Origin of the sequence: Methanobrevibacter sp. (assembly GCF_017940815.1) — an archaeon.
Taxonomy (GTDB): Archaea; Methanobacteriota; Methanobacteria; order Methanobacteriales; family Methanobacteriaceae; genus Methanocatella.
Genome location: NZ_JAGAXX010000051.1, coordinates 48,036 through 65,678 on the forward strand (window position 1 = coordinate 48,036; position 17,643 = coordinate 65,678).

Annotated in this window: 5 protein-coding genes; all 5 read right to left on the reverse strand. The window is 35.2% G+C overall.

Going from position 1 to position 17,643, the window contains the following annotated elements; all coding sequences use genetic code 11:
- Nucleotides 1–626: 626 nt before the first annotated feature.
- Nucleotides 627–3,347, reverse strand: coding sequence for a right-handed parallel beta-helix repeat-containing protein (locus ILA26_RS06555; RefSeq protein WP_292895566.1), 2,721 nt, complete (start codon nt 3,345–3,347; stop codon nt 627–629).
- Between the two features lie 775 nt (nt 3,348–4,122).
- Complete coding sequence (locus ILA26_RS06560) at nt 4,123–4,632, reverse strand: flavodoxin (RefSeq protein ID WP_366514888.1); 510 nt, start codon at nt 4,630–4,632, stop codon at nt 4,123–4,125.
- Nucleotides 4,633–4,900: 268 nt separating this feature from the next.
- On the reverse strand, nt 4,901–5,272 hold the full coding sequence (locus tag ILA26_RS06565) for a hypothetical protein (RefSeq protein WP_292895570.1): 372 nt from the start codon (nt 5,270–5,272) through the stop codon (nt 4,901–4,903).
- 94 nt (nt 5,273–5,366) lie between these two features.
- A complete protein-coding gene (locus tag ILA26_RS06570; RefSeq protein WP_292895572.1) occupies nt 5,367–16,124 on the reverse strand; it encodes a DUF11 domain-containing protein in 10,758 nt (3,585 codons plus the stop codon).
- Between the two features lie 264 nt (nt 16,125–16,388).
- On the reverse strand, nt 16,389–17,612 hold the full coding sequence (locus ILA26_RS06575) for an FprA family A-type flavoprotein (protein WP_292895574.1): 1,224 nt from the start codon (nt 17,610–17,612) through the stop codon (nt 16,389–16,391).
- Between the last annotated feature and the right edge of the window lie 31 nt (nt 17,613–17,643).

Consider the following 17,643-nt stretch of genomic DNA (forward strand, 5'->3'; position numbering starts at 1 on the left):
AAACGAGACACAACCAAATCCGAGTTTGATCATACTCATATCAACAGCACTAGACCGGAGAATACCAATCATATTCAAGTAAAAATTTTATCTGAACATTTGATTTTTATATTTAACATAAGATTTGATTTAACCCAATAAATCTTTAATATATTATTTAAATTAATAATTTTTTAATTAAATATTAAATTTTAATTAAAAATAAATATCGTTATAACAATAAATAATATTATTGCATAATAAATTATTTTAATCATATTATTTAAATGTTAATAATTAAAAAAATTAAAAAATATTGAACATAATTCATTTATAAAAAAATAATTGCATTTAATAACCCGCCTATAAAATTAAAAGAATCTACAAATAAAAGAATAATATTTATTACATGACAATATTTTTAATAAATACATGAAATATTTACAAAAAAAGAAGACATGTCCAGAATAATAAACATTTAATATATTATTAAATAATTATCTATGTAACATGTTTCATACAAAATAAATATACATTATGCCTTTAAAAAAAAATAAGTCAATATACAATATGAAAAAATAATATAAAAATATTAATTTAAAAAAAAGAAGATATAAGGAGTTAAAAACCCCTTATACATTTATTTTTTATTTTCTTTTAAATCTAATTACCGGAATGATCAATGCAGCCAATAACAATAACAATGGATTACCAGTTGCATTTTCAACATTGGATTTCACTGTTTTAGCTTTTGTTGTTTTAGTAACCTTTTTATGATCCACAGTCTTGTTTTCAGGAACATCAGTCTCATTTTCTGGAACATCTGTTTCATTTTCAGGAACGTCAGTCTCATTCTTAGGTACAACTGTCACATTAGTTGTGTTTGTACTGTTGACTGTATCATTAGTTAGATTATTTCCTGCAGTTACATTGTTGACCTTGAATCCCTCGGTTAATGCTTCAAATACAACAGTGAACTTAGCTGTTTGATTTGCTTTAAGAGCACCCTTGTAAACAAACTTGCCGTTGCCCTCATAAGACCATTTGCCTGTTTCATCGACAAAGTGATCATATTTCAAACCGTCAGTGTAATCGCTGTCAATAACATAAACACCTGTTAATGTACAGTTACCTGTATTGTTAACGGTAATGTCAAAGCTGACCAAGTCACCAACTTTTGCAGTTACATTGTTTGATATTTTCTCAACAGTCATATTAGGCACAACTGAACTGATGTTGTATAACAGCAAGTTCTGGGTTGCTTGAGGCACAATAACGGATTTGAATGTGTATTGCACGAAGGAACCATCATCCTGTTTTTCAATATATACGTCAGGCAGTGATTCGCCGTTGTTGAATCTGGCCAATACATCCTTAACGATTTCGTTATCGCTTGAAGTGTAATCGGTTTCAGTGAATATGTGCACTAATTTTGCGAAATCCTCATACTCATATTTATCACCATAATGATAAACCAATAATTTAAGGTATTCACCGACTTGCTCTTGAGTGACTGCGTTTTTGACTGCAGAAACATCACTTCTTAAAACACCGAATGTAGGTGCATCAGTGAGTTCCTCAACACAGTATGCAACATATCCGTCAGCATAAGCAATGTTTCCATCTTCACTGGTTGTAATCTTGATTTTTTCATTATTTCCAAATTGAACAGGAATTTGCGGAGTTGCACTTGTTGCCATCAATAAATCGTTGTCAATAATGACAAGCTCGCCTAAATTCTTGTTGCCGGACAATTCCAATGTGTCTTCAGCCAATACAACCCAATTGTTGTTAGCCTGGTTTTCATTGAATTCACAATTTTTTAAGGTAGCGTTAATTGTATAAATTGCACCGCCGTGATCAGCACTGTTTTCATTAAAGATTGAGTCGACTACAGTGACATAATTCATACTGATGGCTCCACCATAACCCATAGCTCTGTTATTTTCAAATACACAGTTGGATACAGTGTCTCCAGTACTTGCACTGGATATAGCTCCACCACCGTAGTGATTTGCAATATTGTTTTTGAAAGTACAACCTTCAATAGTGTTATTATTACCAACCAATTGGATAGCACCAGAGGAGAGACCTACATTACCTTCAAATGTTGAATCGATGAAATGAATATTTTGAGCATATGAAAATATAGCTCCTCCTTTACTTTCATCAACTCCGTTTTTATCAAATATACAGTTATTTACAGTTACGTTTGTGATATTCTTACCGGATACAACTGGTGCAATATAAATTGCACCACCTCTTGCGGCCCAATTCTTATCAAAGGAACAATTTTCAATTAAGTTATCACTATTTCTAACATATATTGCTCCACCATTATCCCTAACAGCATTATTGCTGAACTTGGAATTTGAGATGGTGGTATTAAACCCTTGGGAATAAATTGCTCCTCCAAAATTTGCATTTGAATTATCGTTAAATATTTGATTATTAGTAAAAGTACAATTGTCTATTACATTATTTGGATTTACAGTGATTATTGCTCCACCATAACTTTTTGCAGTGTTGTGGTCGAAAGTGTTATTTTTTATTAAATTGTCACCAGCACGAGCGTATATTCCTCCAGCATATCCATTACTAGCACGATTTCTTGTAAATGAGTTATCAGCAATGAGAGCTCCACCATAATTATAGATGTTTATTGCTCCACCTTGACTTCCGGCATTATTTTCAAACTTATTGTTAATAATTTTAGCATATGGTCCGTCAATTGCTATTGCACCACCATAAGTTGCTTCACATCCTTCAAAGTTTGAGTTTGTGATTTGTGTGTTTTTACCTTTTGAGTAGATTCCACCACCATATGTGATAGGGTCATTGGTTTTTATGGTACAACCGTCAACAGTTAAATTATTTCCAGAGTTGCAGATTGCTCCACCACACCAGTTATTTGCACCTTGTGCGGTTGTTGCAACAACTCCCCCACCATTAATCAATGTCAATCCTTGAAGTGTAATTCCATTCTTTGAAAGCACAAATATAGACTCTTGTTTTTGAGCATCAAATATTGGATTTGCTCCTTCATAAGCCTTTACGGTAGTGTTTTCCTTCAAGTCAATGTTACGGTTTTTTGCACCTTTGTAAGTACCGTCCATTACATAAATAACATCATTTTCCTTATAGTTTGCGTTATTTGTTACTGATTTTATATCAGAATAAGGACTTGTTTCAGATCCATCTCCTCCGGATGCACCTGCCTTAACATACCAACTGTTACCTGCACTCAATACCTCATCATCTGATGACTGTAACTTGTCAGAAACGTCTTCATGTTCAACCGCCAAATTTCCATCTTCTGCTCCAACCGCATGACTGTCCACATCATCAGCAGCTGCAACAGCACCCATAAATAAGCATATTACACTAATTAATAATAAAATCTTAAATAGTTTATTAAATTTCATTTTTTCCCTCAAATGAGAGTCAAATCAAAATATAAACTAATCAAACAATAATTTAATAATAATATAAATTAAATTTATTTCCAGTTAATTTAAACATCATACAAATAATATACACAATCATCAGCATGCTAATCAAGACGAAACATGACTAAATCATTTTAATCATGCCCATGATGAGCAGCACTAGACCGGAGAATACCAATCATATTCAGGTAAAATTTTATCTGAACATTTGATTTTTTATATTCACTATAATATTGATTTAACCCAATAAATCTTTAATATATTATTTAAATTAATACCTTTTTTAATTAAATTTTAAAATTTAATCAAAATTAGATAATAAAAATTATCCAATCCACAATAAATATATACAAAATACAATATTATTGCATATTTAACATATTTTAATAATAATATTTAAAGTTTAATATCAAAAATATTTATTAAAATTATTAAAATATTGAACATATTTAAAATTAAATAAAAAAAATATTTTTTAAAATAAGTACATTTTAATTGAAAAATAAAGATTAAAATGTTAAAAAAAATATACATATTAAAAATATATCACAAAATTATGAAAATTATCAAAATACAAAAAAATTTCAAAATACAAATATTTCAAATTAAGGTATAATATTTTATACTAAATTAAGAAATATATTACAAAAAATAAACAGAAAAAATTATAAAAAAAATAGTGAAAAGAAATGGATTATTCTTCGATCCATGCTTTTACGGTATCCTTTGCACTGCCCACACTGGCGCCAGGAATGGACAATCCTCTTTTGATTTCAGCACCTTCACATAATTTGGCCAAATCCTTTTGTGATGAGCCAAAACCGGACCCCTCATGAGTCACAAATGGTTTTACGACTTTGCCTGTAAAGTCAAGTTGTTCCAATTGTGTAAACATAGGCATTGGCAATGTTCCCCACCAGTTTGGAAAACCTATGTAAATTGTGTCATACTGATCAATGCTTTCAAGGGTTTCCTTAATTTCAGGCCTTGCTCCAGCTTGCTGTTCCTTTTTGGCAACATCAATGCATTTCATGTAATCTGCAGGATATTCAACTGCAGGTTCCACTTTAAATAAGTCTGCACCATCCAATTCCTGAATGTATTCGGCAATCACTTCAGTGTTTCCTTTTTCTATGTTTTTAAGTTCACCACCAAAGTAGTTTTCACCGTTTCTTGAAAAGTAAATTACTAAGCTTGACATAATATTAACTCCTTGTTTATTGTTTAAGTTTTTTTAGTATATAAATGTTGTTAATCGCAACAATTAACCAAATATCCATTGATAATTTAAGTTTACCTAAAAAAAGCTCTTAAAAATGGAATTTTGGAAATCCTAAATAGTAATATCTTTAAATAGAATAAATAAATAATATACTACATGTGGATACTTAAAAGAATTTTGTTCATTGGCGGATGACTCAGAAATTCTCTCCACACACTTGTTTTTAAAAAAATAAAAATAGAAAACGTAATTATATACGTCCTCTAAAAGGCAAAAATATACCTATTATAGCAATCAAACCGAAAACTATCGGATTGCTAGTTTCATGCACTGTTAAATCTATAGGATTATGATGCTTTGAAGGAACTTCTGTTGATGCATTATCGTCATTGGTCACATTCCTGTCATAAATAACATCAACATCTATTTCTGTATTCACATCCTCATCTTCTGAATCTGAACTAGAATCAGCTGATGAATCTTCACTGCTTTGATCATCACTGCTTTGGTCTTCACTGTCAGAAGATTCAGACAATGCATTATCATTATTTGAATCCTCGCTTAATGAGTCACCAGTACCATTATCCGCTGCAGCAACAATTCCACAGGATAGGATTAACATGATCAGTATTGTTGATATTAAAAATTTCCTATTAATATTTATACCTCCATTATAATCTTAATCAAAAAAATAAAAAAATGGTTAAGTTAATAACCTATTTTTTAATTTTAAGGGATGTGCTATAATATGTGTCCTTATAATAAGCAACAATATTATATTTTCCTTTTTTCAAGTTTTTAAGAGATAAAGAAGCTACACCTTTCTTATTGGTTTTGACTTTATATGTTTTTCCTTTAAATTTGATAACAACAGTCTTACCAACATAAGGTTTGCCTTTGGAATTGGTGAATTTAATGGAATACTTGAATTTGATAGCTTTATGTTTTAAAACTTTTTCATCAAATACAACCTTATTAAACTTAACAACTCCATTAACTTTATTTCCAACTTTTTTAACTTTTATGGTTGCAATTCCCTTGCTATTAGTTTTCGCTGTGTATGTTTTTCCCAAGTATTTGAAAGTAACTTTCTGGTTTTTAAGCAATTTGCCTTTTTTAGTTAAGAATTTAACCTTAACTTTTACAACAGACTCTTTAGCTTTTGCTTTAACCTTATCAGATGAAGCATGGTTGTTTTTGACATTTGTGTCTTTTTCATTAGCACTTACATCTACATTGTTTTCAATAGTTCCAGCACTAATTACTTTAACAACAAGCTCCAGTGTTTTTGTTTCTCCTTTAGCTAAATTGCCTACATTCCAAACATTTCCAGAGTAACCTTTGACAGTACCTTGGAGTTTGACCAATTTGCTTAATTTTTCAGTTACTTTAACACCTGTTGCATCACTTGGACCGTTATTAGTCACAGTAATTGTGAATTTAATCAAGTCACCAACGGTTGCGGTAGTCTTATCAACCTTTTTAGTGATTACAAGATCCACCACAGGAACAGCAGTAACATTATCTGATGAAGCGTTGTTATTGGATTTGTTTGTATCGTTTTCATTACCTGAAACGGTTACATTATTTTCAATGATTCCATCAGCAATGACTTTTACAACCAATACCAATTCCTTGGATTCACCTTTAGCCAAGTCACCAACAGTCCACACATGACCATCATAACCTTCAACAGGTTTAGTTAACTCAACAAGTTTGGATAACTCTTCAGTCACTTTAACACCAGTAGCCTTGGAAGGACCATTGTTTTTAACAACAATAGTGAAAGTGATTTCATCACCAACATTAGCGGTTGTCTTATCAACAGTTTTGGAGATTTCTAAATCGACTACAGGAATTGCAGTCACATTTTCGGCAGTAGCATTATTGTTAGACATGTTTGTATCGTTTTCAGCAGATGAAACTGATACGACGTTTTCAACAGTGCCGTTGTTGATAATCTCAACTACTAATTTCAAGGTTGCAGTAGCGTCCTTAGCCAAATCACCAACAGTCCAAACGTTGGTGCCTCCATCATATTCAGCATCACCAAAGTCAATAACTTTAACAAGATCACTCAATACGTCAGTTACTTTAACATCAGTAGCATCTGAAGGGCCTTTGTTAGTAACGGTAATTGTGTATGTTACATTTTCGCCGACATTAGCTGTGGTTCTGTCAACCACTTTAGTGATTTCAAGGTCAACTATAGGCAATGCAGTCACATTATCGGATGAAGCATTGTTATTGGATTTGTTTGTATCATTTTCATTGGAAGCAACGATTACAGCGTTTGCTATGGTTCCGTTTCCAATTACTTTAACAACAAGTACCAATTCTTTGGATTCGCCTTTAGCCAAGTCACCGACAGTCCATACATGACCGTCATAACCTTCAACATGTTTTGTTAACTCAACAAGTTTGGATAACTCTTCAGTCACTTTAACACCAGTAGCCTTGGAAGGACCATTGTTTTTAACAACAATAGTGAATGTTATTTCATCTGTGACGTTTACAACTGTTTTGTCAACTGTTTTAGTTATTTCAAGGTCAACCACAGGAATTGCAGTAACATTGTCGGAAGTTGTGTTTACATCAGTGTCGTTTTCATTTGAGTTTACGAATACGCTGTTTTCAACAGTACCATTATTGATAACTTCAACAACTAACTTTAAGGTTGCAGTAGCGCCTTTAGCCAAGTTGCCAACAGTCCAAACATTAATGGACACATCGTAATCAGCATCGCCAAAGTCAACAACTTTGACAAGATCGCTTAACTTCTCAGTCACTTTAACGCCAGTAGCGTCAGAAAGACCGTTGTTGGTTACAGTGATTGTGTATGTTACATTTTCTCCGACATTTGCAGATTTGACATCGACTGTCTTGGTAATGTTTAATATTACCAATGGTTTTGCATCAACGTCAGGAGCACTAGCATTGTTATTTGTTTTGTTAGTGTCGTTTTCTTTAGATGTGACTGATACGCTGTTCGGAATTGTACCATTTGAAATGACAGTAACAACTAATTTCAATGTTTTAGTTTCTCCTTTAGCCAATGTGCCAACAGTCCATACGCTGCCGTCATATCCATCCACTTTTTCAGCTAATTTAACAAGGTCTGATAATTTTTCAGCCACTTTGACATCAGTAGCTGTGGACGGACCTTTGTTGGTTACAGTGATTGTGTAGGTTACATTGTCACCAACAAGAACGGAAGTCTTGTCAACTGTTTTTGTGATTACAAGATCAACAACAGGAACAGCAGTAACATTATCAGCAGTATCATTGTTGTTTGTTATGTTAGTATCATTTTCAGTTGAGTTTACAATAGCAACGTTTTCAACAGTACCATTGTTAATGATTTCGACAACTAAGTTTAAGGTTGCAGTAGCATCCTTAGCCAAATCACCAACAGTCCAAACATTAGTGCCTACATCATAATCTGCATTACCGTAGTCCATGACTTTAACGAGATCACTTAACTTTTCAGTCACTTTAACGCCAGTAGCATTGGAAGGACCTTTGTTGGTTACAGTGATTGTGTAAGTTACCTTTTCACCAACATTAGCAGTAGTTACATTAACCACTTTAGTGATTTCAAGGTCAACTACAGGAACAGCAGTAACATTATCCGCAGTATCATTGTTATTGGATTTGTTGGTATCATTTTCAGTAGAGTTTACAGCTACAAAGTTCTCAACAGTACCGTTAGCAATAATCTTAACAACTAATTCTAACTTTTTGGATTCACCATTAGCCAAATCACCAACAGTCCATACATGACCGTCATAACCTTCAACAGTTCCAACCAATTCAACAAGCTCGGATAACTCTTCAGTCACTTTAACACCAGTAGCCTTGGAAGGGCCTTTGTTGGTTACAGTGATTGTGTAAGTTATTTGCTCACCGACATTAGCTTTGGTTGTATTAACCACTTTAGTGATTTCTAAATCTACAACAGGAACAGCAGTGACATTGTCTGAAGTGTCATTGTTGTTGGATTTGTTGGTATCATTTTCAGTGGAATTTACAGCTACAAAGTTTTCAACAGTACCGTTATTGATGATTTCAACAACTAAGTTTAAGGTTGCAGTAGCACCTTTAGCCAAATCACCAACAGTCCAAACATTAGTGCCTACATCATAATCTGCTTTGCCATAGTCAACAACTTTAACAAGATCACTTAACTTTTCAGTCACTTTAACGCCAGTAGCGTTAGAAGGACCTTTATTGGTTACAGTGATTGTGTAAGTTACCTTTTCACCAACGTTAGCTTTTGTTGTATTAACAACCTTAGTGATTTCAAGGTCAACCACAGGAACAGCAGTAACATTATCCGCAGTATCGTTGTTGTTGGATTTGTTGGTATCATTTTCAGTGGAGTTTACAGCTACAAAGTTCTCAACAGTACCGTTAGCAATAATTTCAACGACTAATTCTAACTTTTTGGATTCACCTTTAGCCAAATCACCAACAGTCCAGACATGACCATCATAACCTTCAACATCTTTGACCAATTTAACAAGGTCAGATAATTCCTCAGTCACTTTAACACCGGTTGCTTTGGAAGGACCTTTATTTGTTACAGTGATTGTGTAAGTAATTTGCTCACCAACATTAGCAACAGTCTTGTCAACTGTCTTGGTTACTTCAACATCAACTACAGGAACAGCAGTGACATTATCAGAAGTTGCATTGTTATTGGTTATGTTAGTGTCGTTTTCGGTAGAGTTTACAATAGCAACGTTTTCAACAGTACCGTTATTGATGATTTCAACAACTAAGTTTAAGGTTGCAGTAGCATCCTTGGCCAAATCACCAACAGTCCAAACGTTAGTGCCTACATCATAATTAGCAGTACCATAGTCTACAACTTTAACAAGACCACTTAACTTCTCAGTCACTTTAACGCCAGTAGCATTAGAAGGACCTTTATTGGTTACAGTGATTGTGTAAGTTACCTTTTCACCAACATTAGCCTTAGTAGTATTAACCACTTTAGTGATTTCCAAGTCAACAACAGGAACAGCAGTAACATTGTCCGCAGTGTCATTATTGTTAGATTTGTTGGTATCATTTTCGGTAGAAGTTACAGCTACAAAGTTCTCAACAGTACCATTAGCAATGATCTTAACAATCAAAACTAACTCTTTGGATTCACCTTTAGCCAAATCACCAACAGACCATACATGACCATCATAACCTTCGACAGGTTCAGTTAACTCAACAAGTTTGGACAATTCTTCAGTCACTTTAACGCCAGTAGCATTGGAAGGACCATTGTTGGTTACAGTGATTGTGTATTTAATTTGTTCACCAACATTAGCAGTAGTTACATTAACCACTTTAGTAACTTCAACATCAACTACAGGAACAGCAGTAACATTATCAGAAGTTGCATTGTTATTGGTTATGTTAGTGTCGTTTTCAGTAGAGTTTACAACAGCAACGTTTTCAACAGTACCATTATTGATAATTTCAACAATTAAATTTAAAACAACAGTTTCACCTTTATTTAAGCTGCCAATATTCCAGATGTTAGTTTTTACATCATAATCAGCTTTGCCGAAGTCAACAACTTTAACAAGATCACTTAACTTTTCAGTCACTTTAACGCCAGTAGCATTAGAAGGACCTTTATTGGTTACAGTGATTGTGTAAGTAATTTGCTCACCAACATTAGCCTTGGTAGTATTAACCACTTTGGTAATTTCAAGGTCAACAACAGGAACAGCAGTGACGTTATCGGAAGTTGCGTTTTTATCTGTGTCGTTTTCATTAGAGTTTGCAATAGCTACGTTTTCAACAGTACCGTTATTGATGATTTCAACAACTAACTTTAAGGTTGCGGTAGCGCCTTTAGCTAAATCTCCAATTGTCCAGACATTAGTTTTTACATCGTAATCAGCATCACCAAAGTCTACAACTTTAACAAGATCACTTAACTTCTCAGTCACTTTAACACCAGTAGCGTTTGAAAGACCATTGTTGGTTACAGTGATTGTGTAGGTTACATTTTCACCGACATTAGCAACAGTTCTGTCAACCACTTTAGTGATATTCAAGATAACTAATGAGTTAACTTTAACATCAGGAGCGCTAGCATTGTTATTGGTTTTGTTTGTGTCGTTTTCTTTGGATGTGACATTAACACTGTTTGAAATTGTACCGTTTGAAAGAACAGTGACAACTAAGGTCAAAGTTTTTGATTCTCCTTTAGCCAATGTGCCAACATTCCATATTTTACCATCATAACCTTCCACATCCTTAGCCAATTTAACGAGATCAGATAATTTTTCTGATACTTTAACGTCAGTAGCAGTGGATGGGCCTTTGTTGGTTACAGTGATTGTGTAGGTTATATTGTCTCCAACAAGAACAGCAGTCTTATCTACTGTTTTTGTGATTTCAACATCAACTACAGGAACAGCAGTGACATTGTCTGAAGTAGCATTGTTATTTGTTATATTTGTGTCGTTTTCGGTAGAGTTTACAACAGCAACGTTTTCAACAGTACCGTTATTGATAATTTCAACAACTAACTTTAAGGTTGCAGTAGCGCCTTTAACCAAATCACCAACAGTCCAAACATTAGTGCCTACATCATAGTCAGCATCACCAAAGTCAACAACTTTAACAAGATCACTTAACTTTTCAGTCACTTTAACGCCAGTAGCATTAGAAGGACCTTTATTGGTTACAGTGATTGTGTAAGTTACCTTTTCACCAACATTAGCCTTGGTAGTATTAACCACTTTAGTGATTTCCAAGTCAACTACAGGAACAGCAGTAACGTTGTCTGAAGTGTCATTGTTGTTGGATTTGTTGGTATCATTTTCATTAGAAGTTACAGCTACAAAGTTTTCAACAGTACCGTTAGCAATAATCTTAACAACTAATTCTAACTCTTTGGATTCGCCTTTAGCCAAATCGCCAACGGTCCATACATGACCGTCATAACCTTCAACAGTTCCAACCAATTCAACAAGCTTGGATAATTCCTCAGTTACTTTAACGTCAGTAGCTTTGGAAGGACCATTGTTAGTAACAGTAATTGTATATTTAACTTGTTCACCAACGTTAGCCTTGGTAGTATTAACCACTTTAGTGATTTCAAGGTCAACTACAGGTCTTGCAGTAACATTATCCGCAGTATCATTGTTGTTGGATTTGTTTGTGTCTTCTTCTGTAGAGGTTACAGCCACAAAGTTTTCAACAGTACCATTGTTGATAATTTCAACGACTAATTCTAACTTTTTGGATTCACCATTAGCCAAATCACCAACAGTCCAAACATGACCATCATAACCTTCAACATCTTTTACCAATTTAACAAGTTTGGATAACTCTTCAGTCACTTTAACGCCGGTAGCCTTGGAAGGGCCTTTATTGGTTACAGTGATTGTGTAAGTAATTTGCTCACCAACATTAGCAACGGTCTTGTCAACTGTCTTGGTTACTTCAACATCAACTACAGGAACAGCAGTGACGTTATCAGAAGTTGCATTCTTAAGGGTTTCGTTTTCTTTAGCGTTAACGAATGCAATGTTTTCAACAGTACCATTGTCAATCACTTCAACAACCAATTTCAAGGTTGCAGTAGCGCCTTTAGCCAAATCACCAACAGTCCAAACGTTATTCACATAGTTAGCACCACCAACGTCAACGACCTTAACGAGATCACTTAACTTCTCAGTAACTTTAACATCACTTGCATCAGAAAGACCATTGTTTTTAACGGTAATAGTGTAAGTCACATTTTCACCGACATTAGCAACAGTTCTGTCCACGGTTTTGGTGATGTCAAGGATAACAAGAGGTTTAGCTTCAACATCAGGAGCGCTAGCGTTGTTATTGGATTTGTTAGTGTCGTTTTCTTTTGAAGTTACGGCAACAATATTTGAAATAATACCATTATTGATTACTTTAACAGTTAAAACTAAATCCTTGGACTGGCCTTTAGCCAATGTGCCGACAGTCCATACGCTACCATCATATCCTTCTACATCTCTAACCAATTTAACAAGTTCAGAAAGTTTTTCTGAAACTTTAACGTTGGTAGCAGTACTTGGACCATTGTTCTTAACTGTAATGACATATGTGAATTCGTCACCGACAAGAACTGTGGTTTCACCTTCAAGTTTCTTGGTGATTTCAAGATCCACAACAGGGTTAGCGGTCACATTGTCTGAAGTTGCATTCTTAATGGTTTCGTTTTCTTTAGCGTTTACGAAAACACTGTTTTCAACAGTACCATTGTCAATCACTTCAACGACAAGTTTCAAGGTTGCGCTTGCACCTTTAGCCAGATCGCCAACAGTCCAAACGTTATTCACATAGTTAGCACCTCCAAAGTCAACGACCTTAACGAGATTGCTTAACTTCTCAGTAACTTTAACATCACTTGCATCAGAAAGACCATTATTTTTAACGGTAATGGTGTAAGTCACATTATCGCCGACATTAGCAACGGTTTTGTCAACGGTTTTAGTGATGTCCAAAATAACCAATGGATCAACGGTCACGTCAGGTGCGTTAGCTGTCTTTTCGGTTTCGTTTTCGCTGCATTTGACAACAGCTGTGTTTTTGACTGTGCCTATATCATTTGCAACAACAACAAGTTTCAAGGTAGCTTTAGCATCCTTGTCCAATTTGTCAATAGTCCAGGTGTTTCCGCTTAAGGAACCGACACTAGCTACTGATTTGGTTGCATCGATTGTTGCAGGACCGGTCACCACATCATTAACCACAATTACAGTGGCAGTACTTGGGCCTTTGTTGGTAACTGTAATGGTATAGGTTATTTCATCGCCAACCAATACTTTTACTTCACCTTCAACGACTTTTGTGATTTCCAAGTCGACAACAGGTTTGACTGTAATTTTAACTTCTTTTGTAGCGTCATTGTAGTTAACTTCATCCACTTTTGTAGTCACTTTGAGTGTGTAGTTTCCAGGCTCTAAGTCCTTAACTATTATTTCATAATTGTCTCCAGGACCTTCAACTTCACCAGTTTTAACAGGTTCACCATCCTTCAATACGACGTAAGTAATTCCTGTTGCATTTTCAGTGGTTGCAGGTGCTTTTACATCTTCTCCGTGATTGATGACAATGTCATCGATATCAACAGCTGAATTTGCCTTGTTTACAGTCAAGGTTGATTCGTTTGTTGCCCCATCATAGTAATTTTCCGGATCGGTTGTCAATTTTACTGTGTATGAACCGGCGTCCAATTTGGTTTTAACATCAATCTTTTCACCAGGTTTAATGTATCCTTCTTCAACAACACCAGAACCATTTATAATCTCATATTTTATTTTATCAGCGTGAGTTGAGGTTACATTAACGCTTATAGGGTCTCCATAGTTTACTGTTGTGTCATTTGCTGCAACAGTTGATGGAGCATTTTTGACAATCACAGTGACTTCGTTACTTTCACTAGGACCGAGTTCCCCATTTCCGTCATAGGTTGCCTTGAAGACATAGGTTCCAGGGGTCAATTTTCCTAGGTTGACTTCACTGTTTACTGCAAAGTCATCTTTTTCCAATTCGCCGTTCTTGTTGAGGCGTGCAGTTCCATTTGCATTGCTTGGAGTGACAACATTTGCAATCACAACATCGGTTCCATAGGTCACGGTCACTTGTGACTTTTCACCGTTTGCAGTGATTTCAATTTGGCTTGTCGGAAGTACTTTTAAAGTCTTGCCATTGTTGTTGCTTGACTCATAGTATGTTGGGTTTTCATTGTATTTAGCATAAATGTTCAAACTTCCACTATTTAAAGGAGTATATGTATATGTACCATCAGCATTTACAGTACCTATGACATTTTCACCATCATAGAGTGTGAAAGTTCCCTCATGAATCTCGTTAGTGCCGTTGAATGCATGAGGAGTGATGACTACGCTTTCCCCTAAAACGATTGTGGACTCGCTTAAGTCAACCGTGGTTGTTGTAGGGTACTTGATAACTTTAACATCTTCAGAGTCTGAGTTACTTCTTTCGTATTTTCCGTCAACACCATTATAAACAGCATTGATAGTGTATTCGCCAGCAGGTTGATCTTTGAACACTAAAGGGTCATTTACATTTTGAGTAATGGTAGTAGTACCATAAGTATATGTAACTGTACCTTCAGTTATAACATTACCATTATTATCTTTAACAGTAGGTGTTAATGTTGCACTGCCATCTACATAGATTGTCTTTCCACCTTCCAATGTTAATGTGGTTGGATTCAGGTTTACAGTAATAGTGCCCACACCTGAACTAGGTATGTACCAATTAGTATTAACAGTATTGGTTACGCTTACAGTATAAGTATCAGCAGCCAAATTGTTTACAGTAATGGTATATTTATTTCCACTACCTGTTACTGAATATTGACTTCTAGGAACAGCATTACCTTTTGAATCAGTGATTGTTATTGCATTGATTCCGGTTGAGTTCACCAATGTAACATCCACACTTGCAGGGCTTCCATAATAAATATTATCGTTTCCAACAGTTACGCTGGAAGGACCTTTTACGCGTAGGTCTTCACTGTCTGTAGTTGCCCCACCATAATAGATACTGTCTCCAACATAACCATGATATTCGGCATATACAGTGTAGTCTCCCACATCACTTGGAATCCATGGAATCACATCATTAACATCCCTGTTTTCAAAAAGAGGAGTTCCGTCTGAAAGGAAATATGAAACGGTACCATGTGTGACTTTATTACCGTTCTGATCCAATATGTTCACTGACAAGTCAACGGAATCAGGCAAGGTAATCTCATGCTCGGATATTATCAAATCAGCAGTTGTCTTTCTGTAAACGGTAAATTCCATAGCACCCGGAATCTCTGCACCACCAGTCATGTGGAAATACAAGTCAGTGGTGCCCGGTTGGATATTTGAGAATGTATGATAGAAATAAGCGTTACCGCTTGCTGCCTCAAAAGGAGTTTCTGAGCTTATATGAAGGCCACTTCTTAATGCAGCACTACTGTATCCACTACCACTTTTAACGTGAGGTTCAATTATAAATAGTACTGAACCTCCTTCAACAGGATATTGAGGAGTGTAATACACTAAAATATAGTCATGCCCATTGTTTTTACCCTCAAGTTTAACACCTTTGCTAACGCTTTCATACTTAGCAAGCTCATTTTTAACAATTTGAGTTTCAGGTTCAACATCATAAGTATGAGTGTATGTCAATACTTCATTATCATTACTAGCACCCAGCATATCGCCGGATTTGCTTAAAGAAACAGAATTTTGCAGATTCTTAGAGGAATTTTGTTCATTGGCGGATGACTCAGAAATTCCCTCCACATCTTCCGTTATGTCATTTTCATCGTCTATAGTTACTTGTGAAATATCAGTAGGCGAAGACTCATCTATCGTTAAAGTCGCATTTGATGAATCTTGTGCCGTTACTGATCCTATACATATTAAAACACTGAAAATTATTAAAAGACTCACCAACAGTTTTCGCTTTTTGATATTTTCACCTCCATTTAAATTGATCATTAAAAAAAAAAGAGGAACAAATTATGGCTAAGCATAGCTAATTTGTTCCTCAATAAATAATTTAGGTATGCCTAATATATAAATGTTTAGGCATACCTAAACAATTTGTATCGATAAGAATAATATGAAAATGGATAAAAAAATAATGAAAAAATAGATTATTGTACAAAATAAGAAAAATAAGAAAAAGAAATAAAAAATATTAATGTAAATTATTTATTCCTTGATTGAACGGGCAAGTTCTGCACCTTTCTCGAACGCTTCAGCTAAAACGTCCTCATCAGGCACAAACAGTACATCCAAAGTGTCGGTTACAGTGAATCCTGCAGTTTCCAATTCAGATTGAAGTTTTGCAACTGCTCCTCCACCCCATCCTTTGGATGAAAAGATTAAAGCGTTTTTCTCACTTCCAGTACCCTTGAAGTTGACACAGTCAAGCCAGTACATCATGTTACCGATTCTTGGGAACGGCTTGTTCATCATTGTCGGAGCACCAAGTGCGATTGCCTTTGAGTCAAGAATGTCTGTGATTACATCGTCAGGGCCGTCCTCTTGCATGAAGTACATTGCAACTTCAACTCCTTCACTCATGATACCTTCAGCGATTTGGTATGCGAGCTTTTCAGTTGAGTGGTGCATGGTATCGTAAATGACAGTGATTTTGTCCTTACATACACCATTACCCCATTCAGAGTATTTCTCTACGATTGGAGCAGGGTTTTTCCAGATTTGACCGTGACATGGTGCAATCATCTTGATGTCATTTATTAAACCAGTGTTGGTCAACTCATCCAATTTCATCCTGAGCATTGGAGAGCCTAAGGTAACTAGGTTAGCATAGTATTTTTGTGCTTCTCTTAACAAGTATTCAGTATCGTAATCCTCATCGAATCTTTTGGAGTGAGCCACATGCTGACCGAATGCGTCGTTTGAGAATAAGATTCCTTCTTCAGCTAACAATGTGAACATGCTGTCAGGCCAGTGAAGCATAGGAGCTGAGATGAACTTGAGAGTTCTTCCACCAATGTCCAATTCATCGCCTGTTGCAACTGCATTTATTTCCAAATCACCAAAGTTGTGATATTGAGCATCTAAAAATTTAATACAGTTTGCGGAAGCGTAAATTTCAGCTTCAGGGTTGTATTCTTCAATAGTTTGTCTTAAGAATGTGGAATGGTCCATTTCTGAGTGGTTTTGAACAAAGACATCAATCTTGAATTCTTTTCCTTCCTGTTCGAATGCGTCTTTTACTCTTGCATCGAACTGTTCAAACATTCCTCTATAAACGTTATCGATTAATACAGTCTTTTCTTCACCAAATACTAAATAAGCATTGTATGTGGTTCCTGGAATTCCATATCCGTGGAAAGTTCTGCTGTGCCAGTGGATTACACCAACCCAATAGACTCCATCTGCCATTTTTACTGCTTTTGCTTTCATATTCATAACCTCATAAATATTTAAGTTATAT

Coding starts and splice junctions, on each gene's coding strand:
- ILA26_RS06555 (WP_292895566.1), bottom strand. CDS start 3,347: ATGGGTGCTGTTGCAGCTGCTGATGATGTGGACAGTCATGCGGTTGGA.
- ILA26_RS06565 (WP_292895570.1), bottom strand. CDS start 5,272: ATGTTAATCCTATCCTGTGGAATTGTTGCTGCAGCGGATAATGGTACT.
- ILA26_RS06575 (WP_292895574.1), bottom strand. CDS start 17,612: ATGAAAGCAAAAGCAGTAAAAATGGCAGATGGAGTCTATTGGGTTGGT.